General features: G+C 66.1%; 15 protein-coding genes. 5 read left to right on the plus strand and 10 right to left on the minus strand.

The features are described from left to right. Window positions 1-4: 4 nt before the first annotated feature. Entirely contained in the window at window positions 5-1,234 is a 1,230-nt protein-coding gene (locus tag E1N52_RS10325; protein WP_205965599.1) for a glycosyltransferase, read from the minus strand. After that, window positions 1,231-2,628 carry a hypothetical protein gene (locus tag E1N52_RS10330; protein WP_133182474.1) on the minus strand — a complete coding sequence of 466 codons (1,398 nt, stop codon included), beginning with the start codon at window positions 2,626-2,628 and terminating at the stop codon, window positions 1,231-1,233. The genes E1N52_RS10325 and E1N52_RS10330 overlap by 4 nt, the downstream gene beginning before the upstream one ends. A gap of 316 nt (window positions 2,629-2,944) precedes the next feature. Here E1N52_RS10330 and E1N52_RS10335 point away from each other — a divergent pair, with 316 nt between their 5' ends. Then, window positions 2,945-4,108, plus strand: coding sequence for an acyltransferase family protein (locus E1N52_RS10335; RefSeq protein ID WP_133182476.1), 1,164 nt, complete (start codon window positions 2,945-2,947; stop codon window positions 4,106-4,108). Window positions 4,109-4,181: 73 nt separating this feature from the next. On the opposite strand, the gene E1N52_RS10340 is transcribed toward E1N52_RS10335, so the two are convergent. Continuing rightward, window positions 4,182-5,495 (minus strand): glycosyltransferase, encoded by a 1,314-nt coding sequence (locus tag E1N52_RS10340; RefSeq protein ID WP_133182478.1) that lies wholly within the window; start codon window positions 5,493-5,495, stop codon window positions 4,182-4,184. 332 nt (window positions 5,496-5,827) lie between these two features. On the opposite strand from E1N52_RS10340, the gene E1N52_RS10345 reads away from it, so the two are divergent. Next, window positions 5,828-7,075: an oligosaccharide flippase family protein gene (locus E1N52_RS10345; RefSeq protein ID WP_133182480.1), complete on the plus strand. Its 1,248-nt coding sequence runs from the start codon at window positions 5,828-5,830 to the stop codon at window positions 7,073-7,075. Window positions 7,076-7,117: 42 nt separating this feature from the next. Here E1N52_RS10345 and E1N52_RS10350 read toward each other — a convergent pair whose 3' ends face one another. Beyond that, a complete protein-coding gene (locus tag E1N52_RS10350) occupies window positions 7,118-8,284 on the minus strand; it encodes a glycosyltransferase (RefSeq protein ID WP_246089017.1) in 1,167 nt (388 codons plus the stop codon). 440 nt (window positions 8,285-8,724) lie between these two features. Between E1N52_RS10350 and E1N52_RS10355 the strand changes: the two genes are divergently transcribed. After that, complete coding sequence (locus E1N52_RS10355) at window positions 8,725-9,663, plus strand: glycosyltransferase family 2 protein (protein WP_246089018.1); 939 nt, start codon at window positions 8,725-8,727, stop codon at window positions 9,661-9,663. A gap of 55 nt (window positions 9,664-9,718) precedes the next feature. Here the strand turns inward: E1N52_RS10355 and aroG are convergent, their stop codons facing one another. The 4 genes from aroG to E1N52_RS10380 all read right to left on the minus strand — a co-directional run bounded on the left by aroG (window position 9,719) and on the right by E1N52_RS10380 (window position 18,210). Then, entirely contained in the window at window positions 9,719-10,792 is a 1,074-nt protein-coding gene (gene aroG, locus E1N52_RS10360; RefSeq protein ID WP_133182484.1) for a 3-deoxy-7-phosphoheptulonate synthase AroG, read from the minus strand. A gap of 415 nt (window positions 10,793-11,207) precedes the next feature. Further along, window positions 11,208-12,674 (minus strand): metalloprotease TldD, encoded by a 1,467-nt coding sequence (tldD, locus tag E1N52_RS10370; protein WP_133182488.1) that lies wholly within the window; start codon window positions 12,672-12,674, stop codon window positions 11,208-11,210. Window positions 12,675-12,825: 151 nt separating this feature from the next. After that, a complete protein-coding gene (locus E1N52_RS10375) occupies window positions 12,826-13,653 on the minus strand; it encodes a carbon-nitrogen hydrolase family protein (RefSeq protein WP_133182489.1) in 828 nt (275 codons plus the stop codon). A gap of 81 nt (window positions 13,654-13,734) precedes the next feature. Further along, window positions 13,735-18,210: a YhdP family phospholipid transporter gene (locus E1N52_RS10380; RefSeq protein ID WP_133182491.1), complete on the minus strand. Its 4,476-nt coding sequence runs from the start codon at window positions 18,208-18,210 to the stop codon at window positions 13,735-13,737. Between the two features lie 319 nt (window positions 18,211-18,529). Between E1N52_RS10380 and glnE the strand changes: the two genes are divergently transcribed. Next, window positions 18,530-21,349 carry a bifunctional [glutamate--ammonia ligase]-adenylyl-L-tyrosine phosphorylase/[glutamate--ammonia-ligase] adenylyltransferase gene (gene glnE / locus E1N52_RS10385; RefSeq protein WP_133182493.1) on the plus strand — a complete coding sequence of 940 codons (2,820 nt, stop codon included), beginning with the start codon at window positions 18,530-18,532 and terminating at the stop codon, window positions 21,347-21,349. Between the two features lie 66 nt (window positions 21,350-21,415). On the opposite strand, the gene recN is transcribed toward glnE, so the two are convergent. Further along, window positions 21,416-23,095, minus strand: a complete 1,680-nt coding sequence (gene recN, locus E1N52_RS10390; protein WP_133182504.1) for a DNA repair protein RecN — start codon at window positions 23,093-23,095, stop codon at window positions 21,416-21,418. A gap of 91 nt (window positions 23,096-23,186) precedes the next feature. After that, window positions 23,187-24,098: an NAD kinase gene (locus E1N52_RS10395; RefSeq protein ID WP_028202022.1), complete on the minus strand. Its 912-nt coding sequence runs from the start codon at window positions 24,096-24,098 to the stop codon at window positions 23,187-23,189. Between the two features lie 260 nt (window positions 24,099-24,358). Between E1N52_RS10395 and hrcA the strand changes: the two genes are divergently transcribed. Further along, window positions 24,359-25,378 (plus strand): heat-inducible transcriptional repressor HrcA, encoded by a 1,020-nt coding sequence (gene hrcA, locus E1N52_RS10400; protein WP_133182506.1) that lies wholly within the window; start codon window positions 24,359-24,361, stop codon window positions 25,376-25,378. The last annotated feature ends 127 nt before the right edge of the window (window positions 25,379-25,505 follow it).

Genomic DNA, 25,505 nt, shown 5'->3' on the forward strand with positions numbered 1-25,505 from the left:
CAATTTATTCAGTCTGCTCCGCGGGTTCGCCCTGCGCCATGGCGCTCATCGGACGCCCGCGGCGAAATCGCGCGCCAGCGTGCGCCGGATGTTCCTGCAGCAAGCCCAGCAGCGATCGCACCATGCCGTCCATCGCGAAGCGCGCGTCGAACGTGCGCCGCGCCTGAGAGCGCATCGCGTCGCGCGCGCGCTCGTCGAGTGCCCGCCACGACGCGAAGTTCCGCTGCGTGCCGGCGACCGTATCGGGCGCAACGAATCCTGCGCCGTCCTCGTCGATCTCGCGCCAGACGCCCACCTTGTCCGAGACCAGTGCGGGCAGCCCGCACGCCAGCGCCTCCGCCACGGAAACGCCGAAGTTCTCCTGGTGTGACGGCAGCACGAAGACGTCGCTAGCAAAAAACGCGCCCCACTTCAGGTTGCCTTGCAGCATGCCCGGCCAGCTGATGCGGTGCGTAATGCCGTGCGACTGCGCCATCGCTTGCAGCGCGGGTTGCCAGTTGCCCTGGTCGGGGCCCGCCATCACCAGATGCGCATCCGGCGTTTCGCGCGCATGTTCGGCGAACGCGTGAACCAGCACGTCGCAACCCTTTTTCGGATGCAGACGCCCGAGAAACAGCACGATGCGCTTGTTGCGCAAATGCGGCGACTCTTGCAGGAAGGCTTCGCGCAGCGTGTCCGGGTCTTCGTGCGGCGCATTGGTGCCGAACGGCACGACGCGCTCGTTCGCGCGGTAGAGCCAGAACGATTCGCGCGCGAGCAGGCGTTCTTCGTCGGTCGTGAAGATCACGGCGGAGGCGTCGCGCAGCACGCGGAAATCGGCCCATGGCCAGTAAGCCCATTTCTTCAGATGCTTGACCGGATAGGTGGCCTTGAACCACGGATCGAGCATGCCGTGCGTGTACACGTAGTACGGCACCTGGGCGTGGCGCAACGCGCGCCACGCGCCGAAGCCATGGTATTGCCAGAGCCCGTGCACGATCGCCGCGTCGAAGCGCCTCGCGTTCGCGCGCAGCCACGGCACGTAGCCCGCGCAGTATCCGTAGTGCCCGCGGCCGGGGCCCAGCGCGTGCAGCGGGAGAGGAAATTCGCGCACATAAGGCGCGTCGATCGGGTCGAGCGACGCCACTTCAATCTGGTGATTGAGCGCCGTCATCGCGAGACCGCTCTGGCGAACGCCCTCAATCGGGCCGCCCGAGCGGGGGTCGACCGTGGAAACGAGGTGCAGGATTTTCATCGGGGCTCCGGAGTCGCATACGTGTTAAGCGGCACCGGCGCCGCCGCGGGCGCCGTGGGTCGGAAGGCAGGCTCGCGCCCGTAGGCAGGGTGCAGGCGCTGGCGCTTGCGTTGCAGGTCGATGCGGTAATGAAGCTGCGAATACAGTGCGACGATGAGCCCGAGCGCGAGGCCGTACACGAGGCCCGAGAAGCGCGTACCGAGCGGATTGCCGCCGATCGACGCGCCCGGCAGCGCGGCGAGCACGAGCAGCGCCATGCTGAGCGGCATGAGCATCGGGTGACGCGGCGCGATGCGGTGCCATCGTCTGAATGCGCGGCCGCCGACGATGAGCGCGACGATCACCGCAATCGGCATGCAGCCCCCGAACACGATACCTTCGGCATAGAGCTGGTACACCCAGAAATTGTGGCCCGCCACCCAGTCGCTGGTGTTGAAGTAATCGTCCTTGCTGAAGGTCTGGTTCACGTACTGGTAGTAAATGGGCGAGTAGCGGTAGAGGTGGCCGTAACCCTTGCCGAACAGTACCGATTCGACCGATTCGGTGACCTGGTCGTACTGGTCGCGCATCTCCGCAATACGCGTGACCGTGGTCGGATCGCGGTCGGAATCCGCGTTCTGCGCGGCTGTTACGCGCTGCGTCCAGTGTTCCGTGATGGACGGGAAGAGCCACGCCGTTCCGACACCGAGCGCCACGACGAACGACAGCGCGATACCCGTGCGGAAGAACGACTTGATCAGGTGGCTCAACGACGGCGAGGCGAGCCACGCCGCGAACATGGCGAGCAGGATCGTCGCGATCAGCAAACTACGCGTGACGCTCAACAATTCGACGACGAGCGTGGCGAGGAACACGAGTACCATCGTCATGTTGAAGCGCCGCGCAACGATGAACTGGTGCAGCAGCATGGCCTGCAGCGCGAGCATGGTCGGCGAGACGATGCGAAAACGTATATCGGCGAGCGGCCCGCCGACTGCCAGTATGCCGAAGAAGAACGTAAACACGAGGCCCAGCACGTTCGCGTAATAGAGCGCACGCTGCATCTGCACGATGCGAATGATGTGCCACGGCCGGCACATGGCCGCATAGCCGAGCGCGAACAACAGGAACGGCAACATTACACGCAGGTACTGGCCAATCGGATTGTGTTGCAGCACTTGCGCAATGAGGCTGCCGACGAGGCTCGCCACCAGCGCGCCCGTTATGAACGAGCGCAACTGGATCGGCCGCGCGAAACGCGGGCCGATCATCGCAAGAACAAGCGCGCCGGCAAGGGCAGGAATGACGGCCAGCCATTGCGCGCTATGGCCAAACTGGGAGTCCGGTGCCTTATAGTCGAAAGCGAGAGGCACGAGACACACCCAGAGCCATATGACAGCATGTTTGTTTCGCATCGGCGTTTCTCCCGGTGCGGTGCATTGGATTGCATACGTTGCGCAAAATACATGCGCGCCGCACGTGTTGGCTCGACTCAATATAAAACGCCGCAAGTGGCTTGCGCATGCGCGTGGCGGGAAGCGGCAGGGTTGTGGCGGCAGGAAAAAAATTCTGATTTGGCGTGTGGTTTCCCGCACACACCTGGCTGAGAACGGCGGGAACTTGGCGCACGCGGCACGGCGCCTGTGTCCATGATGGGGCCGGCAGGAGTAAGTTTTTCATCGTCTGCCTTGCGCATGAATCCGGCGGCATGGACGAAGCGAGGGAAAGGTCATGAAGCTACTACACGGAGTGAGACTGCCGACGAAAGCGCGTTCCGTCGAGCTCGACTTCGTGCGTGGCATTGCGATCTTTGTCGTGATGGGCTACCACTTCCACACGGTGCGCACCGGCCATCCGTGGGTGAGCGTGATCGAGTACCCGCTGAAAAGCTTCGGTCACGAAGGGGTGAATCTTTTCTTCACACTAAGCGGCTTTCTGGTGGGCGGCCTGCTGCTGCGCCAATACGCGCAAACGGGCCACATCGGCGCGCGCCGTTTCATCGTGCGCCGGATCTTCAAGATCTGGCCCGCGTACTACGCGCTGATTTTTTTTCACCTGCTTGCCGGCCGCCATCGGCCCGATACCTTCCTCTGGCAGAACCTCACACACATGCAGAATTACTTCGGCACCTCCATTGCGCAAACGTGGAGCCTCGCTGTCGAAGAGCACTTCTATCTGTTCCTGCCCGCGCTGTTGATCCTGCTCTCGCACTTCCGGTTGCGCGCGAATGCGCTGATCGCCGTGATGGTCAGCCTCTGCGCGATCGTCTTGACCGCGCGTTGCATCGCCGTATCGCACGGCGATCTCGTCGGGGCGTTCAATTACACGCAGTACCGCATGGACAGCCTGCTCATCGGCGTCATACTCGCCACTGTTTACTGGATGAAGCCTGAACTCTGGAGCGTGCTCGTCGCGAAGAAGCGCTGGCTGTTCGGCGTGGTGGGGCTGCTCCTCGCCTGGTTGATTTTCGCGACGCCCGACGCCGCGCTCGACGAGAGCGTTGGCTACACGATTCAGGCCGTCGGCTTCTGCGCGCTCATCATGCTCGTGCTCGAACATTCGGGCAGATTGCGCTCGACGTGGCTGTACCGCGGGCTTGCGTGGCTCGGCGTGTACTCGTACGGCATTTACCTCTGGCATTCGCTCGCGCTCGCGCCGGGCGACTATCTGATCCACAAGGCGAGCGCGCTCGGCGTGGCGCCGCTTGCCGCCTGGCCCGTCGTGATCGTCGCGCAGTTCTTTATCGCCGCGGTACTGGGCTATGTCACCACGCGCGCTGTCGAGTTCCCGTTCCTGCGCCTGCGCGAAGCGATGTTCCCCGACATGCGCGGGGCCGTTCCTGCCGAGCGACCCAACACGGGCGCCGCGGACAACAAGGTCGAAGGCGTTGCGTGATCCTGTGTGACCGGGTCGAACTAATTCGGGTTGCTCAATATTGATTGAAGTTGCGAGCGGACGTTGCGAGTGTTCATGTCATCGCGGCCTGCAGCGTGCGCTTGAACTGTTCGAGCGTGTTGCACGACAGGAGGTGGTCGCCCGTTGGCTGCGCGGCATTCGAGCCTGTGCGCCAACGCTCGGCGAGCGTATCGAGCGCGTGCGCGATCGTGGCGGGCTCGAGGTCGTCGAGCAGGGGGCCGAGGGCGCCGTCGCGGCAATACCAGCCGATCAGACCGTCGGCGCTGGCCACCACAGGCTTGCCGAAGCGGTACGCCTGCACGAGCACGCCACTCATACCGTAGTGCTGCTTGTAGCCGAGCCACACGGCATCGCACGCGGAAAAGAGTTCGCGCTCCATCTCGTCGGAAATGAACTGATTGAAGATCACCGGCGCGCTCGCGAGTAGCGGCGCGTGGGCGTCGATGAACGCGCGCGTTTCGTCGTCCTGCTGGCCCGCGATTACGAGGCACGGTGCGTCGGGTTTTTGCTCGAGCGCTAGCATCAGTTCGCGAATGCCCTTGCGTTCACCGATCGCGCCATACACGAGCAGATAACGCGTCTGCGCATCGAGCTTCAGCTTCTCGCGCGCGAGCGCGGGGTCCATGCCTTCGATTTCGGGAAACGGGTCGGCCAGATAGCTGAGCGGTGCGGCGCGCTGGGGCTTCGTGGTCGCGAACCAGTCGGGCAGCGTCGGGTCGATCGTGAAGAGTTCGCGCAGCCCGCGCGAGCGCATGGCGCGGCGAAACAGCGCCGACTTGGCCAGGTCGACGAAACGCCGGCGCGGCGTGCGCAGGCCGATGCGCGCCTGATGAAACGTCATGCCCATGACGATGGCGATCCATGGCGTCTCGCGAAATGGCGAGTCGAACCCCGCGAGCGTGTAGAAGAAGTAGTCGGCGTAGGGCGCGATGACGAGCCGCACGTGCATCGTTTTGCTCACCTGACGGAACGCCCGCGCATAGAAGTTGCGAAAGCGCATGTACACGCTCGCGGCGAAATGCGGGCCGAAGGGAACGGTGTGCAGGTCGAGCAGCACGAGGCGCAGGTCGGGCCGCGCTTCGCGCACGATGCGCTGCGAGAGCGGATGGTCCGCGTACTCGGTATCGGTGACGACGAGGCAACGGTGCCCGGCTTCCACGCATGCCTGCGCGATCCACTCGACGTAGCGCCAGCGGTGGCCTGTGAAGTTCGGCTCGATGATGGCGATCCAGTCGCCGCCCACCGATGCGCGTGTGCCGAGAGGCTCGGACGTCACGAGTGTGTCGGCCTCGACGTCGGACAGTGCTGCGGCGTCCGGGGTGTGAGGGTCGGCATTGCGATATCTGGCGATCGACACGTTTTCCATGCGGGAGGCCCGATGAGCATTATTACGAACAAAATAGCAGTGGTGCGCAAGCGGCATGCGCCAGATTGCGGGGCAGGGTGGCCGAAAAAGCCTGGGGATATGCCGATCGCTTGAAGATTCATGATTTGCCGCCTCGCGGATCGCCCAACGCAAGCTCCCTCACGGACGGCCGCCTGACCCGTCCGATTCCGCCTGGTAGATGGCGCGTCGTGGGCGCTGCGGCGCGGTAAGGTCCAGAACGGGTGACGAAAACGCGTTCCCAAACATGCTTGAAGGGAACTGGGAAACGGGGCTAAAGCTCCGACTCAGGGATCGACAACAGGAGATGCATTTTGCGCGTAATGCGGCTGCCAGCAATACCGATCAAAGCAGGTTTCGGACCCGGCGCAGCGACCTGGGTGTTGTTGCAGCAGGTCGTCGTGCGCGGCCTCGTGGCCGTCAAGTTCCTCGTCATCGGGCGCATTCTCGGGCCGTCCGCAATCGGTCTCGCGAGCGTCGCGCTGCTCGCGGTCGCGATTGCCGAAGCGCTCTCCGATACCGGGCTCGCGCAAGCCGTCATTCAGGGCCAGTCGCCGCCAACGCGCGCCGAGGCCGGTGCCGTCTGGACCACGCTCGCCACGCGGGGCGTGCTGATCGGCTTGCTGCTGGTCGCGAGCGCGCCGCTCATGGACGCGCAGTTCCACCTGGGCGGCGCCATCGGGCTCGTGCAGCTCGCCGCGCTGCTGCCGCTCTTGCGCGGGCTCGCCTCGCCTGCGTATTTCATCACGCAGCGCGAGCGCCACTTCCAGCATATCGCGGCAATCGAAATCTCGTCCTCGTGTCTCGACTGCGCCTTCGGCATTGGGCTCGCACTCGCGGGTGCGGGTCCGTACTCGCTCTTGCTCGGCATGATGATCGGCGAGGCCTTCAAGAGCGTCGTCACATGGATCGCGCTTTCGCCGCGTCCGCCGATCCGGCTGCGCTGGTCGGGCATCGGCCATTACGTGGGCTTCAGCCGCTGGATCTGGGCGAGCAGCGTGATCATTCTCATCACCAACCAGTTCGACAAGGTGGTGGTGGGCAAGCTGCTCGGGCCGACGCAGCTGGGCGCCTGGCAGATGTCCTCGAAGCTCGCGCAAATGCTGCTCGCCGACGCCGCGCTCGCGCTGTCGCAGTATCTCTTCCCCACGTTCGCCGCGCATCATCGTGGCGGCCCGCAATCGGCCGCGCGCCTGTTCCGGATGTATCTCATGGTGGCCGTGGCGGGGCTCGCGTGCGTGGTGGTCGTGCTGCGCTTCGCCGCCGAGCCGCTCTTTTCGCTCGTGCTCGGCGCCGCGTGGCTGTCGGCCGTGCCGCTCTTTCGCATCTTCGTCATCAACATGGCGATCAGCGCGCTGAACTCGGTGCTCGCCTCGTATCTGCGCGCCGTTGGCGATGCGCGTGCCGTCACGGTCGCGTCGCTGCTCCAGGTCGTGGCGCTTATCCTGTCCGTGCCGCCTTCATTGCACATGTGGGGCGTGACAGGCGTGGCATGGTCGATGACCGTCGGCCTGACCTCGTGCGCGGCATGGATGCTGTATCGCGTCTCGCGGCAGAAATAAGCCGGAGTGCAAAGGGATTCAAGCGGGGATTCGAGCGAGGATTCAGGCGCGCAGCGCCGCTTCGACGATCTCGGCGAGCTGATGTCCCAACGTGGGCGAGTTGAGCTGACAGTAGAGCCCATGCGCGGCGGCGGCTGCCGCGCGCATTTCATCGGGCGGCATGGACCAGATGCGCCGCAGCGTTGCGGCGAGCGCTTCTGTGCCGCCGTCGCGTCCGAAGAAAAAGCCGGTGCGGCCATCCTCGACGTAGCCCGGCTCAGGGCCCATGTGCAGCGGCAGACGGTCGTGCACGATGGGCGGCAGGCTCAACGCGAACATGTGCACGACGCTCAAGCCCGCCGAGCCCGGATAGCAGCCCACACGGCAGCGCCGGCTGATAGTCGCGATGGCGTCGTCGTCGAACACCGCGCCATACCAGACCACGTAACTGCGATCGCTGTACTTGCGCTTGAGGCGCTCGCCGTGCTCGCCGTCGCCGATCACGTGGAGCGTGATGTCGCTGCCTTCCGCATGAAGCTGCCCGACCACGTCGATGAGCGGCTCGATCTCCGAACCTTCGCGCAGCCTGCCGATGAAGAGGACGCCGCTCTCGGCGCCCGTCTTGGTGGCGGGCTCCACGCCGCACGAGACAGTGAGTGCGTTGTTCGCGACGACGAGCTTCGCGAGCGGGCAGCCGATGGCCACGAGCGAGCGCCGCGACGCCTCGGTATAGCAGACGTAGCGCACGGCGAGCGCGACCGCGAGGCGGTAGCAGACCGTGCGCATGAATCCCGCGGACTCGTGCCGGTAGAGCCCCTGGCCGTGAATCAGCACGGGCACGCGCATCACGCGCCCGGCGAGGAGCGCGAGCCACAGCGAGAGATAGCGAACGTCTGCAAAGATCAGGACCGCATCGGGACGTTCGAAAACGATACGGCTCAACACGCGGCTTTGCATGCGAATATGCCGCGAGGGCAGACCCGCGAAACTCGCGATATGTGTTTCGACGAATTCGTCGCAGGCGGGCTTCTCGCGCGAAAAGCCGTTGGCTTCCACGCCCTCGGAGCACGCGAACACCTTGACGGAGAAAAGGCGGTTGAGCGACTCGATGACTTCGATGCGATAGCGCGCGATCAATGGCTGAACGTAGAAGACTACCGGGCGTTTGAGCCGCGCGCAGGATCCGTTTTCGCAAACCGTTGTCCCGGAAGAGAGGATCTCTTGTTCCACTGGCTGGCTCCGACGCGTCGACGCAGTCATGTTGAGAGGAACTTTCCGGGGGGGCGGGTTAGTCGGTCATATTTTCGCAAATCTCTTTTAGCAGTTGTAGTCGAGTCTTATCAAAAGAGGAATCCGAAAATTGCTATTGAACGAATCTACCGGACGGTGCCGCGCTATGGGCGATGCGTAATCGATAAATGCGCAAAAAGGTGCAATAAATGCGGAGTTAATTGAATGGAAGAAGAGAGGCGGTAAAAGGTGCGTCAATGCGCGAGCGGTACAGTTGCCGCGCACAGTGCGTTACCCAACGCATGCTCGTTCACAAACAGTTGGAATCAGTCGTTGAATAGATCGTTTCGGACAACTTCAATCCGGCCCGACTGGGAGGGCGAGTGCCTCGTGCTAACCTCGATTCGAGTCGAAACGACCACCGGAATGCGGAGAAACCGATGACAACGCTCGCCACCGATGATCTCGCATCTTCCATGGCGGCCCCGAACGGCGCGAAGGCGCGCATGCGCGTAGCGGTGGTGATCGCGACCAAGGGGCGGCCAACAGCGACCGCATGGGTCGTGCGTCTGCTCGCGCGGCAAACGGTGCGGCCGGATCAAATCATCCTTTCGGGCAGCAGTGCAGACGACATCGGACCTTACGACGCCAACGGTTTGCGCGTGAACGAAATCATCGGCACGGCGGGTTCGAGCGTGCAACGCAATCGCGCGCTCGACGCGCTTGCGCCCGACATCGACGTCGTCATTTTCCTCGACGACGACTTCGCGCCCGAGTGTCACTGGATCGAGCTTTGCGTGGAACTGTTCGAGAGCGACGCGAATCTCGTGGGCTTTTCGGGCCGCACGCTGCGCGACGGTGCGAACACGCAACCGATCGCATGGGAAGAAGCCATCGCGCTCGTGGACGGTGCGCAAGCCGAAGTGATGCGGCGTCCGCTGCTGCGGCCCTGCGTGGAACTGTATGGCTGCAACATGGCGTGCCGCGCGCAGGCTATCGCCGATCTGCGCTTCGACGAGCGTCTCGTGCTGTACGGCTGGCTGGAAGACAAGGACTTCTCGCGGCGCCTCGCGCGCCGTGGCGGGGTCGTGTACTGCGACTATCTGCTGGGTGTCCACCTCGGGCTGCGAGGCGGGCGCGTATCGGGCCGGCGCTTCGGCTATTCGCAGGTGGTCAACGCGATGTACCTGTGCAACAAGGGCGTGATGTCGCGCAAGGAAGCGACCAGCAACATCCTGCGCGCGCTAAGCATGAACTGCGTGAAGTCGGTGCGCCCGGAGGCGCACCTCGACCGGCGCGGCAGGCTCATCGGCAACGTGATCGGGATTGCCGATCTGTGCATCGGCGCAGTGCGGCCCGAGCGCGCGGAGCGGCTGTAATTCACGCGCGGCGCGGCTCAAATGGCCGCACCGCGCGCTCCGATGCGTGCGGCTCTCAGTTGCCCGAACCGCGCGCAATGCGGCGCTGCTTCACAGCTTGCGCGAGCCCTTCGAGCACGCCCACGCTTTCGTCCCAGCCGATGCACGCGTCGGTGATGCTCTGGCCATAGGTCAGCTCGCAGCCTTCCTTCAGGTCCTGGCGGCCCGCCACGAGGTGCGATTCCACCATCACGCCCACGATGCGCTCGTCGCCACCCGCAATCTGGCGGCCGATGTCGGCACACACCGGAATCTGGTTCTCGTGCTTCTTCGAGCTGTTCGCGTGGCTCGCGTCGATCATGAGGCGCGCGGCGAGACCCGCCTTGCCGATATCGCTGCATGCGGCGTTCACGCTATCCGCATCGTAGTTCGGCGTCTTGCCGCCACGCAGAATCACATGGCAGTCCTCATTACCTGCAGTCGAGACGATGGCCGAGTGGCCGCCCTTCGTCACCGAGAGGAAATGGTGCGGCTGCGACGCGGCCTTGATCGCGTCCACGGCGATCTTCACGTTGCCGTCCGTGCCGTTCTTGAAGCCGACCGGGCACGACAGGCCCGAAGCCAGCTCGCGGTGCACCTGCGATTCCGTTGTGCGCGCACCGATCGCGCCCCACGAGATCAGATCGGCGATGTACTGCGGGCTGATCATGTCGAGATATTCGGTGCCGGCGGGCAGGCCCAACTCGTTGATTGAGACGAGCAACTCGCGCGCGGTACGCAGACCGTCGTTGATCTTGAAGCTGTTGTCGAGGTACGGGTCGTTGATGAGGCCCTTCCAGCCCACCGTCGTGCGCGGCTTCTCGAAGTACACGCGCATCACGATCTCGAGCTCGTTCTTGAAGCGCTTGCGCTCTTCGACGAGCTTCTTCGCGTAGTCGACCGCGGCCTTGGTGTCGTGAATCGAGCACGGCCCGACGATGACGATCAGGCGGTCGTCCATGCCGTGCAGGATGCGGTGCATGGCGCGACGCGATTCGAAGATCAGCGTGGAGGCGGCTTCCGAGCAGGGGAATTCGCGGATCAGGTGAGCGGGCGGCGTGAGTTCCTTGAGTTCGCGGATGCGGACATCGTCGGTGTTGTGCGGGGGCATGGTCGTTTTCTCCTGATCCTGTGCGTAGCGTGCGTCGTGCGGACGGTGCTTCAAATTCGGTTAGATGAAGGTGCGGCTCGTAACTGTTGTCGAAACTGCGGGGCGAAAAAAAACCGCCAGGCTTGGCTGGCGGTTTCTCGTGTGTTCGGGGTCCTGCGCGTACTATCAACCCTCTCGATCCGCCAGCGGTCTGAGATACCAAAAGAAGTAAAAATAAAACTTCGTGGCGAACATGGCGGTCGTGTCTGAACGTTCGTTACGTCGAAAGGTTGATTGCCTTTATACCCCGGCCTTCTCATGGCTGGCAAGCAGGGTGCGGTAAAAAAGCGGATTATCTGCGCAAAAAATGACTCATGTGCAGAAAATCCGCGCAGCGATGCGGAAATTCCGCATCACTGTGCATGGAATACGCACCTTAAACCGTGCCGCCGACCGTCATGCGGTCGATGCGCAGCGTCGGCTGACCCACGCCCACCGGCACGCTCTGACCCTCCTTGCCGCACACGCCCACGCCCGAGTCGAGGCGCATGTCGTTCCCGATCATGCTCACATACTTGAGCGATTCCGGGCCGCTGCCAATGAGCGTCGCGCCCTTCACGGGGTAGCTGATCTTGCCGTTCTCGATCATGTAGGCTTCGGATGCCGAGAACACGAACTTGCCGTTCGTGATGTCCACCTGGCCGCCGCCGAAGTTCACGGCATACAGGCCGTTCTTCACCGAAGCGATGATTTCCTGCGGGTCCTTGTCGCCGTTGAGCATGTACGTGTTGGTCATGCGCGGCATGGGGAGCGCTGCGTACGACTCGCGGCGCGCGTTGCCCGTCACGGGCATCTTCATGAGGCGCGCGTTCAGCGAGTCCTGAATGTAGCCCTTGAGAATGCCGTCTTCGATCAGCGTCGTGCACTGCGTTGGGTTGCCTTCGTCGTCGATATTGAGCGAGCCGCGGCGGTTGGGTAGCGTGCCGTCGTCGACCACGGTCACGCCCTTCGCGGCCACGCGCTCGCCAATGCGCCCTGCGAACGCCGACGAGCCCTTGCGGTTGAAGTCGCCTTCGAGGCCGTGGCCGATCGCTTCGTGCAGCAGCACGCCGGGCCAGCCCGGGCCGAGCACGACAGTCATCGCGCCGGCGGGCGCCGGGCGTGCTTCCAGGTTCACGAGCGCGGCGTGCACGGCGTCGTCCACGTACTTCGAGAGAATGTCGTCGGTGAAATAGCCGTAGTCGTAACGGCCGCCGCCGCCGCCGTTGCCGATTTCGCGGCGGCCGTTCTGCTCGGCGATCACCGTGACCGAAACGCGCACGAGCGGGCGGATGTCCGCGGCGAGCGCGCCGTCGCTGCGTGCGACGAGCACCACGTCGTACTCGCCTGCGAGCGCGGCCATGACTTGCGTGATGCGCGGATCGCGCCCACGCGCCATCTCCTCGATGCGCTCGAGCAGCTTCACTTTTTCGGTGGCGTCGAGCGAACTCAACGGGTCGGAGGGCAGGTACAGATCGCGGCCCGCAATGCCCGTGAGCGACTTCGCCACCTGAATTTTCTGCTTGCCGCCGCCGGATTTCGCGATCGAGCGCGTGGCGATGGCGGCCTGGCGGATCGCTTCGGGCGAGAGGTCGTCGGAGTAGGCGAAAGCGGTGCGCTCGCCGGACACGGCGCGCACGCCTACACCCTGGTCGATGCTGAAGCTGCCCGACTTGACGATGCCTTCCTCGAGGCTCCAGGCCTCGCTGCGCGTGGTCTGGAAGTAGAGGTCGGCGTAGTCGATGCGATGCGTGAAGATCTCGCCGAGCGTGCGCGTGAGCACTGCCTCGTCGAGGCCGTAGGGCGTGAGGAGCAGGTCCTTCGCGGTCGCCAGATTGCGGATGCCGGGTTCGATGATGTTCATGCGCTCTGTGGGATCAACGATAAAGTCTGTCAATAAAGATTCGGGCGCGGTGCTGCGAAATCAAGCGCCTTAAACGTAGAACTCGCGTGGAATTCGATGGTGTTCATTCGCGGGGTACGGGTCGTCGCGTGCGCTACAGGCCTTGCGTGCGTCACGCGCAGTCGAGCACGCGGTGCCGCCACGCCGGAAGGCTCGCGCGCACGCTCGCGATGCGTTCGAGGTCGATGTCGCCGGCCACCACCCCCGCGCCTTCGTCGCGCACGTCGACGATCTCGCCCCAAGGGTCGATCAGCATGCTGTGACCCCATGTGCGGCGGCCGTTCTCGTGCGTGCCGCCTTGCGCCGCGGCGAGCACGTAGCACTGGTTCTCGATCGCGCGGGCGCGCAGCAGGATCTGCCAGTGGGCGCGGCCGGTGGTGTAAGTGAACGCTGAAGGCACGACCATCAGTGCGCAGTCTCCCATGCGCCGGTACAGCTCGGGAAAGCGCAGATCGTAGCAGACCGACAGGCCGACACGGCCAAACGGCGCCTCGAACGTGCGCACCTCGGCGCCGGGCCGGATCGTGCGCGCTTCGTCGAATGATTCGGCGCCTTTTTCGAAATTGAAGAGGTGGATCTTGTCGTAGCGCGCGCGCTCCTCGCCGCTCGGATCGAACACGAGCGTGGTATTGAGCACGCGGGTTTCTTCGGGCGCATTCAGCGGCAAGGTGCCGCCGATCACCCAGACGCCATGGCGCTTCGCCGCATCGGCGAGAAAACGCTGGATGGGGCCGTCGCCGTGCGGCTCGCGGATCGCGAGCTTGTCGCTGTCCTTGTGACCCATGAAGCAGAAATATTCGGGCAGCAACACGAGGCGCGCGCCTGCGGCGGCGGCCTCGGCGATCAACTGCTCGGCTTCGGCGAGATTGCGCTCGCGATCCGGCGTGCTGACCATCTGCAGCGCGGCGACGCGAAACGGGTCGAGAGGAGGAGCGCTCATCGGCAGAACTTGAATGGATTCGGGGTGCATGGCGCGCATACCGCGTGCCCATGCGCACTCGCCGGCAACTCAGTGCGCAATTCAGTGCACGGTGGCCGGCGCCTGCGCGTCCATCTTACCCTGATCGCCATGCAGTCGCTCGACGTGCGGTTTGGCCCATGGGCCCGTAATCGCGAAGTCCATCGCGAACGCGTGCTCGAGCGTTTGCGAGAGCACGACGTCGCCGATCAGCGCGCCGAGGCCGAAGAGCGGATTGATGATGGTCGCTGCGATCACGCCCGCTCCCGCGCTGACCGTCGGCACCACGTGCACGCGCAGGTCCTGGGTTTCGTGCGCGAGGTCCACACTGCCGGCCATCGTCGCGCGTCCGGGGGCGGTGATGAGCTTGAAGTCGTTGGTGCTGCCAATGCCGTTCTGGATCTGCGCGGTGGCCGTCGCGCTCGTGAAGGGCAGGCCTTCGCCGATGATGTCGCGGAAGTCCGTCGTGAGGAAGCGCGCGAGGCTTTGCAGGCTCAGCACGCCGAGCAGCCTTGCAATGCCCGGATCGACCTTGAGGATCTGGCCGTGTCGCAGGTCGAGATTGAGGTTGCCGTTGAGCGAGGGGAAGTCGATGCGCGTGGGGCCGCCTTGCCACTCGAGGTTGCCCGAGAGCGTGCCCGAGCCGCTCTTGAGCACGTGCGGCTTGCCGGCGCGTTGGAGCAGCGCACCGGCGTCCTTGATGTCGAGATGGAAGTCGAGCGCCGTGCGGCGCGGCGTATGCATGCCGGCGGCAGCCGAGTCGTCGTTGGCTGCCGTGTCGCCCACCGCGCGCCAGTTTTCCGTGGCGGTGAGGTGCGCGTCCGGGTTGCTGATGTCGAGCTGGTCGAGCTGCCAGACCGGCACGCCGTTGTCGTCGAAGTTGTGCGCGTTCACCTGGAGGCGGCCGAGATCGCGGTCGCGCACGATGAGCTGGTTCACGACGAGGTCGATCGACGGCATGTTCTGCGCGGGCTGCGACATCGCCTGGCCGAGCAGGTCGTTTTCGGTGGCGGCGGGTACGGTGAGGCGCGCGAGCCGCGCTTCGAGCGTGCCAGGCGCGCCCGGCACGGCGCCCGCCTTCCACGAGACGTGGCCCGAGACCTGGTTGGACGCGACGTTGGCCTGCCATTCGTTGCCGCGCTCGCCGGTGCGCGACGCGCCGAGCACGACGTTCTCCCAGTGGCGCTTGAGCAACGTGAGCGTGCCGACGTGGACCGCGAAGCGCGACGGCAGGAACTGGCCGACCGCGCCGTTGGGCGCGAGCGGTGACGAGGCGGCGCTTGGCGCTGCCGCCGTGGTTGCTGTGGTTGCCGATGCGGGGCTTTGCGGCGCAGCAGCAGCGGCGGTGTTGTCCGCTTGCGACTCCGAGGCCGCGCCCGCAGCCTCGTTTCGAGCCATCCGCTCAGCCGCTCTTTCGGCCGCCGTTCGCGGCGGGGGAACCGGCGCCTGGGCACCGCTCACCGGCGCGCTCGCAGGAGTCGCGCCCTGGGCCTGCGCCGCTACGGTCCCACGCAACTGCTGCACCACGGCGCGCCAGGCGTCGGCGTCGAAGGTGGGCAGATCGACGGCGGCCGTCACGCCTTCCGATGGCAGATCGGCGGGTCGGTTCATGCCGATCGCGCCGCGCACCACCTCGGGCACGTGACCCGGATGACGGCGCATCACGTAACGCGCGGCGAGCGGCCCGAGCGTGAGTTCTGCGTGTTCGAACGCGGCGTCGTCCGCCTTGGCATCGGCGCCGATGGCGGCTTCCGCGGGCGCGCCCGTGCCCGGCTGCAATTCGAAGTTCAGCGGCATCGGCGTGCCGGCCGCCTTGCCGAACGGCGCGGGCAGGTCGAGCGCGAGGCCGGTGAGGTCGGCGTTGGCCTTCACGTCCGGCAGCCGCCCGCGCTGGCCGGCCACCGAAAGCGAGTAGGGCGCCGCGCCCGAGAGGCGTCCGAGCGCCGCTGCCGCCATACCGTGCAGGTTCAGGCCGCGCGCCGCATCGACCGCGACGTCGCCCGCCACGTTCACCGCATAGTGCCCGTCGTCGCGCATGCCGCCGCTTGCGCGCAGATCGCCGCCGAGAAAGCGTGCCGTGAGCCCGTCGACATTGGCGCTGTGGTTCGTGAAGCGCACCCGGCCGGTTAAGTTCGAGACGGGCGGCACGTTCTTCGCGGTGAGCGTGTTGTTCTCGAAGCCGATGGCGCCCGCGAGCAGCACCTTCGGCATCGGATGGCGCGGGATCGTGAGCTTGAGCGCGAGCGTGGACTGCCCTTGCGCACTTACCTTCGCGGTGGCGTGCTTCGACATGTAGCCGATCGAGCTGTTGTCCGCGTAGTCGAGCAGGTCCGCGAGCGGCCCGCGCCCGCTGCCCTCGATCACGATATCGGAGCCCTTGATGCCCAGCTCCTCGATGCGCCCGCTCACGTTGCGCAGCACAAAGTTGCGGTAGTGGCCGCGATCGACGTCGAAACGCAGCTTGTTCTCATGCAACTTGAACACGCCGTCGATGCCGTCGAACGCCGGCCAGACGTTCGGCGCGCCGTTGCGCATCTTGCGCGGCGGGAACGGCGACGGGTCGAAGCGCCCGCCCGTGAACGGCGCGACGATGCGGAACTGGCCCGCGTCGGGGTCGCGCGAGTAGGGGAATTTGGTGAGGTCGCCGTGGATCTCGATCGTCGCGCCCTTCGACAGGCCCGCCTGCAGGCCGTGGCCGAGATAGATGCGCGTCTTCTCGCTGATGGCGGTGGGCAGGTAACGCGGGATGGCCTTGACCTTGGCCTCGTCGAAATGCGCGACGAGGTCGAGCGAGCCGCGTCCCTTGCCGGGGTTCGTGTAGTGCGCGGTCATCTTCGCGCGCGCGTCGGCGTTCTCGATGCCCAGGTTCGCGACATCGACGGTGAATGCCTTGAGCCGGTTGCCGGGCTCGCGCTCAGCGGCCACGGTCCATTTGGCCGCGCCGGAGAGCCGGTCGAACGTGAGGCGGGGATTGTCGAACACGCCGGGCAGCGTGATGGCGACGCTGTTCGTGTCGAGGTCGATGGTGCCGTGCGACTCGTCGGCGTCGATGTGCCCCCAGAGATTCTCGACCCCCGGCAGGCCTGCGCGGGGGTGGCCGCGCGGCGTGAGGCCCGGCCCCGGCTCCTGCGCATTCATGCTGATGCCCTGCAGGTCGCCCTTGAAGCGATAGTGGGTGACCGGCTCGACGCTCGTGGAGCGCTGCTCGGCAGCCGCTTCGCCCGACTCGGGCTTCGCGCGCTCGAGCGAGAGGTCGTAGTTCGCCACCAGCCCGCGCGGGTCGAAGCGCACGAGCGCGCCCTGCACGCGCCCGGGCAGCGGCAGCGCGCGCATGAACTCGGCAAGGATGCCGAGATCGATGCGGTCACCGCGCACGCTCATCAACTGGCCGTGCTGGAGCGTTTGCTGGCGAAAGCGCGCATCGAGCGTCGTGAGCGCGAGCGAGCGCGTGAGCGGCGTGCCGTCGTCGAGCGGCGGCTGGCCCAGTTCCGCGTGCAAGTCGCGCAGTTTAAGCGCGTAGTCGTCGGGCTGGATGCCCAGGCTCCAGTGGAAGCTGGCGACCGGCATGTCGAGCAGCGGCTGCGTGGGCCGCGTGCGCAACGAGACGTTTGCCCCTTCCAGCGCGCCGCTCGCCTCGAGAATGCGTCCGTTCGAGAAGTGCGCCCAGATCGAGTTGTCGATGCGCCCCGCGTAGGTGGCGATCGGGAAGTTGATGTAGCGCGCGAGCGTGGGCAGATCGACGGGGCCGGTCGAGAGGTAGGTGTCGCCCGTCCAGCTGATGGGCTTGCCGGCCTGCGCATGGTGCGCATGCGTGAAGTGGGCGCGGAAGTCGAGCGGGCCGTGCAGCACAGTGCCCTCGGCCGGCGCCTGGAGCGCGAGGCGGTGATCGTAGCCGTCGTTGAGAATCGCGAGGCGAATGTGCGAGAGCGCGAGGTCGGGCACGTCGCGCGTGGCGTCGTGCCAGCGCAGCGTGCCGCCGCGCAGCACGATGGCCTGCTGGCGCATGAGCCAGGTCGTGAAGGTGGCGTTGCCCGTGTGTGCGGTGGGAACGGGCACGCCCGCCACGGTGAGCGTGCCGTCGTCCTCGCGCGCGATGTGCACGTCGGGCTGCTCGACCACGATGCTCGACAGCAACGGTTCGAGCAGCACGACCGAGCGCCACGACACCGAGGCCGTGGCATGCGGCACGTCGAGCGCGATGTTGCCGTGGCGGTCGCGAATCGTCAGATCAGTGACGTCGATGCCGGGCTGGAAGCCCGACCAGTGCGGAGCGAGCTTGCCGATGCGGAATTCGGCGTGAATCTTCGAGGAGACGAGTTGCTCGATGCGCGGACGGAAGTTGTCCACGTACGGCAGCACGACGTAGCGCAGCCCGAGCAGCAGGACCGAGACGAGGAAATACAGGACGAGCGCGAAGATCGCCAGCACGCGCAGTGTCTGGCGCAGTACCGGGTGATGATGGTGCGGACCCCCCGGCTCAGTAGCCTGGCTGGCATGTCCAGATTGGGGTAGGCCGGCGTGATCGTTTCGCTCGGACATGCTGCGGCGGGTGGGGTATGGTAGCGTTGCGTTCTAACGACGAAATGTATCACAGAGGGCCGCCAGAACGCCCATCCGGGGAAGCCGGGATGGCCGTACGGCGCGTGACACGCATGATTTTTTGCACTGCGGCGCAGGCTATGCCGGACGCATCGGCGAGACGAATCGCGAGAACCGGTAGGTGGTGCATGCGTGGCGCGGGGCGAACCCTCGCGGTCGAACCATCGATATCGGCATCGTCGCATCGACACCGTCATCAACCCAGGCGCGCGCAACGTAACAACGGCGAACAGCGAGCCTTCCCGGCAAGCAGCACTTCATGACCGACATCCCTCTTCTGAGTTCCAGCTATTCCCGCTATGCAGCACGTGCTTACGCCGCGCGCGCCGGCCTGGCCGAGCAGGTCGAGGCACTGGCCGCCGCGCCGCTCTCGCGCGAACGCATCGTCGCGCGGCTAGACGCGTTGAGTGAGCAACTGCTCGCGGCAGCAAACGCCGCACCTGGCGCAGCGCTCAATGACGAGCAGTTGAAGAAGGTCCTGCGCCAGTTGCGCGTGGAAGTGATCTGCGCGGTGATGGAGCGGGATCTCGGCGGCGTGGCTGACGTCGCTGAAGTAACCGGCAGCATGACCGATCTCGCCGAAGTCACGATCCAGCGTGCGCTCGCGTGCGTGAGCGCTGACCTCGAGACGCTCTTCGGCGAGCCGCGCGGCCCGGGCGGCGAGCGCCTCACGCTCGGCGTCGTGGGTATGGGCAAGTTGGGCGGCCGCGAGCTGAACGTTTCGTCTGACATCGACCTGATCTTCGTCTACGAGGACGACGGCGAAACCACGGGCGGCCAGCGTTCGCCCATCGCCACGCAGGACTTCTTCACGCGCGTGGGCAAGCGCCTGATCGCCGCGCTGAGCGATGTGACGGCCGATGGCTTCGTGTTTCGCGTGGACATGCGCCTGCGCCCGAACGGCGACTCCGGGCCGCTCGTGTGCAGCCTCGGCATGCTTGAAGAGTACTTCTACGTGCAGGGCCGCGAGTGGGAGCGCTATGCGTGGATCAAGGGGCGGCTCGTATCCGAAAGCGACAGCGACAGCGCGCTGCGTCTTGCACGCCAGCTCGATTCGCTCGTGAAGCCCTTTGTCTACCGGCGCTATCTGGACTTCGGCGTGATCAGCGCGATCCGCTCGCTGCACGTGCAGATTCGCCAGGAAGCGCAGCGGCGCGCCATGATGCGCCCCGACAAGGCCGACGACATCAAGCTCGGGCGCGGCGGGATTCGCGAGATCGAGTTCAGCGCCCAGGTGTTCCAGCTCATTCGTGGTGGCCAGGATGCGGGTTTTCGCGTGCGCCCGACGCTCGCCGTGCTCGGCTACGCCGCCGCGCGCGGACTGATCGCGCCCGACGTGTGTGGCGAGCTCACGCGCGCCTACAACTTTCTGCGCGACCTGGAGCATCGCCTGCAATACCGCGACGATGCGCAAACGCACGCCATGCCTGTCGATGCCGAGGAGCGCGCCGCGCTCGCGAAGTCGATGGGCTTTGCTGACTACGCCGCGCTGATGACGACGCTCGACGGCCACCGCGACAACGTCGAGCGCCAGTTCGTGCAGATCTTCTCCGACAAGATGGGCGGCGAGGGCGGCTGTGGCGCCTCCGAAGACGGCGCGGCGGCATGGGTCTGGAGCGGTGCGCTCATGGAAGAGGGCGCGGAAGACTCGTTGCTCGAACGTCTCACGGAACTGGGTATCGACGACCCGGCGCCGCTGCTCGCGCGGCTGCGAGGACTCTGGCAGTCGTCGCGCTACGCGGGGCTGCCCGAGAAGAGCCGCGAGCGCTTTGACAGCGTCGCGCAGCGCGCGCTCGAAGCCGCGCGCACGCTCGAGCCGCGCGAGCGCCGCAGCGACACGCTCGCGCGCATGTTCGACCTGCTCGAAGCCGTGATCCGGCGCGGCGCGTACCTCGCGCTGCTCTGCGAATATCCGGATGCGCTCAGCCGCGTGCTCAAGGTGCTGGGCGGCTCTCGCTGGGCGGCGGGCTATCTGATCCGCCATCCGCAACTGCTCGACGAACTGCTCGACGACGAGGCGGTTGCGTCGCCGTTCGACTGGCCCGAGTTCTCGCGTCTATTGCGCGCGCGCCTCGCGGCCGCCGCCGACGTCGAGCAGCAGATGGACCTGCTGCGCCACGCGCACCAGGCCGAGGTGTTCCGCATTCTGCTCAACGACCTGGCCGGGCGGCTCTCGGTGGAGCACGTGAGCGACCGGCTCTCGGAGCTCGCCGACGCCGTGCTCGACGTGACCATCGAGACCGTGTGGAAGCAGTTCGCCAAACGCCATCGCGAGGTGCCGCGCTTCGCGGCGATCGCCTACGGCAAGCTGGGCGGCAAAGAGCTGGGCTACGCGTCGGACCTCGACATCATCTTCCTGTACGAAGACGAGGACGAGCGCGCCTCGGAAATCTACGCGACCTTCGCGCGCCGCCTCATCACCTGGCTTACCACGGCCACCGGCGCGGGCACGCTGTTCGACGTCGATCTGCGCCTGCGGCCGAACGGCGAGTCGGGCCTGCTCGTGACCGACCTCGACGCGTTCCGCCGCTACCAGTTGCGCGAGGGCGACGCGGCGAACACGGCGTGGGTCTGGGAGCACCAGGCACTCACGCGTGCGCGCTTCTCGGCCGGGGACGCGGCGATCGGCAGCGCCTTCGAGGCGATTCGCGTGCAGGTGCTGACCACGCCGCGCGACGCCGCGCCGCTCGCCAAGGAAATCGTGGAGATGCGCCAGCGCGTCGAAGACGGCCACCCGAACCGCACCGAACTCTTCGACCTGAAGCACGACCGCGGCGGCATGGTGGACATCGAGTTTCTCGTGCAGTACTGGGTGCTGCTGCACGCGGCGCAGGACCCCGAACTGATCCGCAACACGGGCAATATCGCGCTGCTGCGCGAGGTGTCGCGCTTCGGGCTGATGAGCGAGGAGGAGGCCGAGACGATAGGTTCGGCGTACCGGCTCTATCGCAAGCTGCAGCACCAGTTGCGGCTCGACGGCATGGAGAAGGCGCGTGTCGATCTGGCGCGTGTGGAGCGCGAGCGCGAGTGTGTGCTGGCGTTGTGGAAGCGCGTGTTTGGGGAGCGCGGGGAGGTTTAGGGCGCGTGCGCCGGGCGTCGATGGCCGGCGTGGCCGATGCGCCTCAGACGTGAGGCGCAGTCTCGCTCACGCCGCCAACATTTCCTTCGCATGCCGTCTGGTCGTCGCGGTAATCTCCAGCCCGCCCAGCATGCGCGCGACTTCTTCCACCCGGCCGCCCTTGTCGAGCGGCGTAACGGCCGAGACCGTGCCGCCGTTGCCGTCGCCGGACTTCGCCACCTGAAAGTGGTGATCGCCGCGTGCAGCGACCTGCGGCAAGTGCGTGACGCACAGCACCTGGCGCGCGCGCCCGAGCTGGTGCAGCAAACGCCCCACCACTTCGGCCACGCCCCCGCCAATGCCCGTATCGACTTCGTCGAAGATGAGGGTGGGCGTGGGGCTCGCCGCGCTCGCGATCACGGCGAGCGCGAGGCTGATGCGCGCGAGTTCGCCGCCCGAGGCGATCTTCGCGAGCGGGCGCAGCGGCACGCCGGCGTGGCCTGCGACGCGGAATTCGATCTGCTCCAGACCATGCGCGCCGCCGATCGGCTCGCCAGTCGAGCTGTTGCCGAGCGCCACGAGCGCGACTTCGAAGCTGCCGCCCGCCATCGACAGTTCCTGCATGCCTTGCGTGACCGCCGCGCCGAGCGCCTTCGCCGCCTTCGCGCGCGCCTTCGAGAGCTGGCGCGCCTGCGCGAGATACGCTTCCTGCGCCTTCTGCTCGGCGGCGCGCAGGCCGTCGAGATCGGCCGCGGCGTCGAGCGCCGCGAGCTGCTGGCGGCGCGACGCGTGTTCCTCGGGCAGCGTCTCAGCCGGCAGACGGAACTTGCGCGCCGTCGAATGCAGTGCGTCGAGGCGCCGTTCCACCTGCGCGAGATGTTGCGGATCGAGATCGAGACGTTGCGCGTAATGCGAGAGCGAGTAGGCCGCTTCCTGGATCTGGATCGCGGCCGGTTCGAGCGCAGCGAGCGCGTCGTTGAGTTCGGCGTCGACTTCGGCGAGAGAGCGCAGCTTCGAGACGATCGAGTTCAACTGCGAGAGCATCGCCTCGTCGGATTCCGATAGCGCCGCGAGCGCGCTTTGCACGCCTTCGATCAGATTGGCCGAGTTCGAAAGCCGCACGTGCTCCGCGTTCACTTCTTCCCATTCGCCCGGCTGCGGCGCGAGCTTGTCGAGTTCGGTCAATTGCCACGCGAGGCGCTCGCGCTCGAGCTGCAACTCGCGGTCGCGCGACATGGCGCTCTGCAGGGCGAGACGCGCGTCGCGTGCCTCGCGCCAGGCGCGCGTGACGGCGGCGGCGAGATCCGTGAGGCCTGCGTGCGTGTCGAACAGTTCGCGCTGCGCGTCGGGGCGCATGAGCAGTTGGTGAGCATGCTGGCCGTGGATGTCCACGAGCATTTCGCCCAGCTCGCGCAGCTGCGCGAGCGTGGCGGGCGTCCCGTTGATGAAGGCGCGTGAGCGCCCCCCGCTGTCCACCACGCGGCGCATCATGACCGTGTGCTCGCCGTCGCCGTTCGTGAGCGCCTGCTCGTCGAGCCAGAGCGCCGCATGCGCGGGCACATCGAACTCGGCGGTGATGTCGGCGCGTGCCTCGCCGGTGCGCACGACGCTCGCGTCGGCGCGCGTGCCGAGCGTGAGGGCGAGGGCATCGATCAGGATCGATTTGCCCGCGCCCGTCTCGCCGGAAAACACGGTGAAGCCGCTATCAAATTCGAGGTCGAGCGCGGCGACGATCACGAAGTCGCGAATCGAGAGATGGCGAAGCATGGCGTCTGGTTCTGCTTTTTTGGGTTGGCATTGATTACCGAGGGACTGCTGGCTGCATGGCAGCGCGCGCGCTTCGCGCGAAGACGCGGGTTTAGTCCTCCGGATCGCCCTGCAGCGAGGGGTGCTCGTTCCAGTGCAGCTTCTTGCGCAGCGTGCGGTAATAGCTGTAGCCGACCGGGTGCAGGAAGGGCACGGTGTGGCGCGAGCGGCGCACCTCGATCACGTCGTTCAGTTCCAGCGCCGTGAACGACTGCATGTCGAAGTTCACGTTGACATCGCGGCCCGCCACGATCTGGATGCTCACCTTGCAGTCGTCGGGCAGCACGATCGGGCGGTTCGAGAGCGCGTGCGGCGCAATCGGCACGAGCACGATGCCTTGCAGCTGCGGATGCAGGATCGGCCCCTGCGACGAGAGCGCGTAGGCGGTCGAGCCCGTGGGCGTCGCGACGATCAAACCGTCGGAGCGCTGGTTGTACATGAAGCGGCCATCCACGTTCACGCGCAGTTCGGCCATGCCCGAAAAGCCGCTACGGTTCACGACCACGTCGTTGAACGCGAGCGCGTGGTAGATCGGGTCGCCGTCGCGCGTGATGCGCGACTCCAGCAGCGAGCGTTCCTCGCGCTCGAACGAGCCCGCGAGCAGTTGCGGCACGACCTCCTGCATCTCGGAGAACGCGATGTCGGTGATGAAGCCGAGCCGCCCGTGGTTGATGCCGATGAGCGGCGTGCGGTAGGGCGCGAGCTGGCGGCCGATACCGAGCATCGTGCCGTCGCCGCCGAGCACGACGGCCACGTCCGCGCGCGCGCCGATTTCGGCAGGCTGCAGCGCGGGATAGCCTTGCGCGCCGATTTCCTCTGCGGTCTGCGCTTCGAACACGACCTCGAAGCCGCGCTTCGAAATGGTCTGAGCGAGCGCCGTCAGCGGCTCGGCGATGCCTGGCGTATTGCTGCGCCCAACGAGCGCAACAGTCTTGAACTGGCTCTGGATCTTCTGGATCTGCATGCCCGCATTACACCATAGTCAGGTCACGAAAAGAACCTGGCGCAAGCCGGGCGCGGCCCGCCAGGCCTTGCGCGCCGCACCCTCCAGCCCGAAGCCGGTGACACGGCGATGACAACGCGCGATGTGCCGGGCGATGTGCTGTGCAACATGCCGGACGACGGCGGCCGATACAGGCTCGCCCCGCGCTGCGGGCGTGGCCGCCGGGCCCGGCCTGGCGCCGCACTCGCGGCCAACACGCCATTAGGCTAAAATTTTGAGTCATGCTAGATCCCCGCGCACAAACCCTCCTCAAGACGCTGATCGAGCGCTACATCGCCGAAGGTCAGCCGGTCGGCTCGCGCACGCTGTCGCGCTATTCCGGCCTGGAGCTGAGCCCGGCGACGATCCGCAACGTCATGTCGGACCTCGAGGAGCTGGGTCTCGTGTCCAGCCCGCATACCTCGGCCGGGCGCGTGCCCACGCCGCGCGGCTATCGCCTGTTCGTCGACACCATGCTCACCGTCGAGCCCAGCTCCGACGACGACGCGCTTACGCGGGCGGTAAAGACCACGCTGCGCCCCGGCGAGCCGCAGAAAGTGGTGGCGGCGGCGGCCAGCGTGCTCTCGAACCTCTCGCAGTTCGCGGGTGTGGTGCTGACGCCCCGGCGCAGCCACGTGTTCAAACAGATCGAATTCATGCGCCTGTCCGACAAGCGCATCCTGCTCATCATCGTGACGCCAGAAGGCGACGTGCAGAACCGCATCATGGCGACGCAGCGCGACTTCACGCCTTCCGAACTCATCGAAGCCTCGAATTACATCAACGCGCACTTCGCAGGCCTGTCGTTCGACGAGGTCCGCCGCCGCCTGCGCGAGGAAATCGACGCGCTGCGCGGCGACATGACGACGCTCATGCACGCGGCCGTGACCGCGAGCACCGAAGAGCCCGAAGGCGGCGACACCTTGCTCATTTCCGGCGAGCGCAACCTGCTCGAAGTGGCCGACCTTTCCTCGGACATGGCGCGCCTGCGCAAGCTCTTCGACGTGTTCGACCAGAAAACCAGCCTCCTGCAGCTGCTTGACGTCTCGAGTCACGCGCAGGGCGTCCAGATTTTCATTGGCGGCGAGTCGCAACTCGTGCCGATCGAGGAAATGAGCGTGGTGACGGCTCCCTACGAGGTGAACGGCAAGATCGTCGGTACGCTCGGCGTGATCGGACCGACGCGCATGGCGTACAACCGGGTGATCCCGATCGTCGACATCACGGCGCGCCTGCTTTCGCTCACACTCAGCCAGAACTGAGCGCCGCATCGGGCGCCGGGCACACCCGCCTTCCAGAAGATCATCCCTGAAAGGCATGCCGCGCGCCATTGGCCGAATGGCCAACGCAGGATGCGCCGGTGCGGCCCGAGTCCGGTTTGGCCCGCCA

Origin of the sequence: Paraburkholderia guartelaensis, from assembly GCF_004353905.1 — a bacterium.
Taxonomy (GTDB): Bacteria; Pseudomonadota; Gammaproteobacteria; order Burkholderiales; family Burkholderiaceae; genus Paraburkholderia; species Paraburkholderia guartelaensis.

What these genes read in the sequence shown, in the direction of transcription:
- E1N52_RS10325 (WP_205965599.1), bottom strand. Translation starts at nt 1,234, where the DNA reads ATGAAAATCCTGCACCTCGTTTCCACGGTCGACCCCCGCTCGGGCGGC.
- E1N52_RS10395 (WP_028202022.1), bottom strand. Translation starts at nt 24,098, where the DNA reads ATGCAGATCCAGAAGATCCAGAGCCAGTTCAAGACTGTTGCGCTCGTT.
- aroG (WP_133182484.1), bottom strand. Translation starts at nt 10,792, where the DNA reads ATGCCCCCGCACAACACCGACGATGTCCGCATCCGCGAACTCAAGGAA.
- recN (WP_133182504.1), bottom strand. Translation starts at nt 23,095, where the DNA reads ATGCTTCGCCATCTCTCGATTCGCGACTTCGTGATCGTCGCCGCGCTC.
- E1N52_RS10380 (WP_133182491.1), bottom strand. Translation starts at nt 18,210, where the DNA reads ATGTCCGAGCGAAACGATCACGCCGGCCTACCCCAATCTGGACATGCC.
- E1N52_RS10335 (WP_133182476.1), top strand. Translation starts at nt 2,945, where the DNA reads ATGAAGCTACTACACGGAGTGAGACTGCCGACGAAAGCGCGTTCCGTC.
- glnE (WP_133182493.1), top strand. Translation starts at nt 18,530, where the DNA reads ATGACCGACATCCCTCTTCTGAGTTCCAGCTATTCCCGCTATGCAGCA.
- hrcA (WP_133182506.1), top strand. Translation starts at nt 24,359, where the DNA reads ATGCTAGATCCCCGCGCACAAACCCTCCTCAAGACGCTGATCGAGCGC.
- E1N52_RS10355 (WP_246089018.1), top strand. Translation starts at nt 8,725, where the DNA reads ATGACAACGCTCGCCACCGATGATCTCGCATCTTCCATGGCGGCCCCG.
- E1N52_RS10340 (WP_133182478.1), bottom strand. Translation starts at nt 5,495, where the DNA reads ATGGAAAACGTGTCGATCGCCAGATATCGCAATGCCGACCCTCACACC.
- tldD (WP_133182488.1), bottom strand. Translation starts at nt 12,674, where the DNA reads ATGAACATCATCGAACCCGGCATCCGCAATCTGGCGACCGCGAAGGAC.
- E1N52_RS10375 (WP_133182489.1), bottom strand. Translation starts at nt 13,653, where the DNA reads ATGAGCGCTCCTCCTCTCGACCCGTTTCGCGTCGCCGCGCTGCAGATG.
- E1N52_RS10330 (WP_133182474.1), bottom strand. Translation starts at nt 2,628, where the DNA reads ATGCGAAACAAACATGCTGTCATATGGCTCTGGGTGTGTCTCGTGCCT.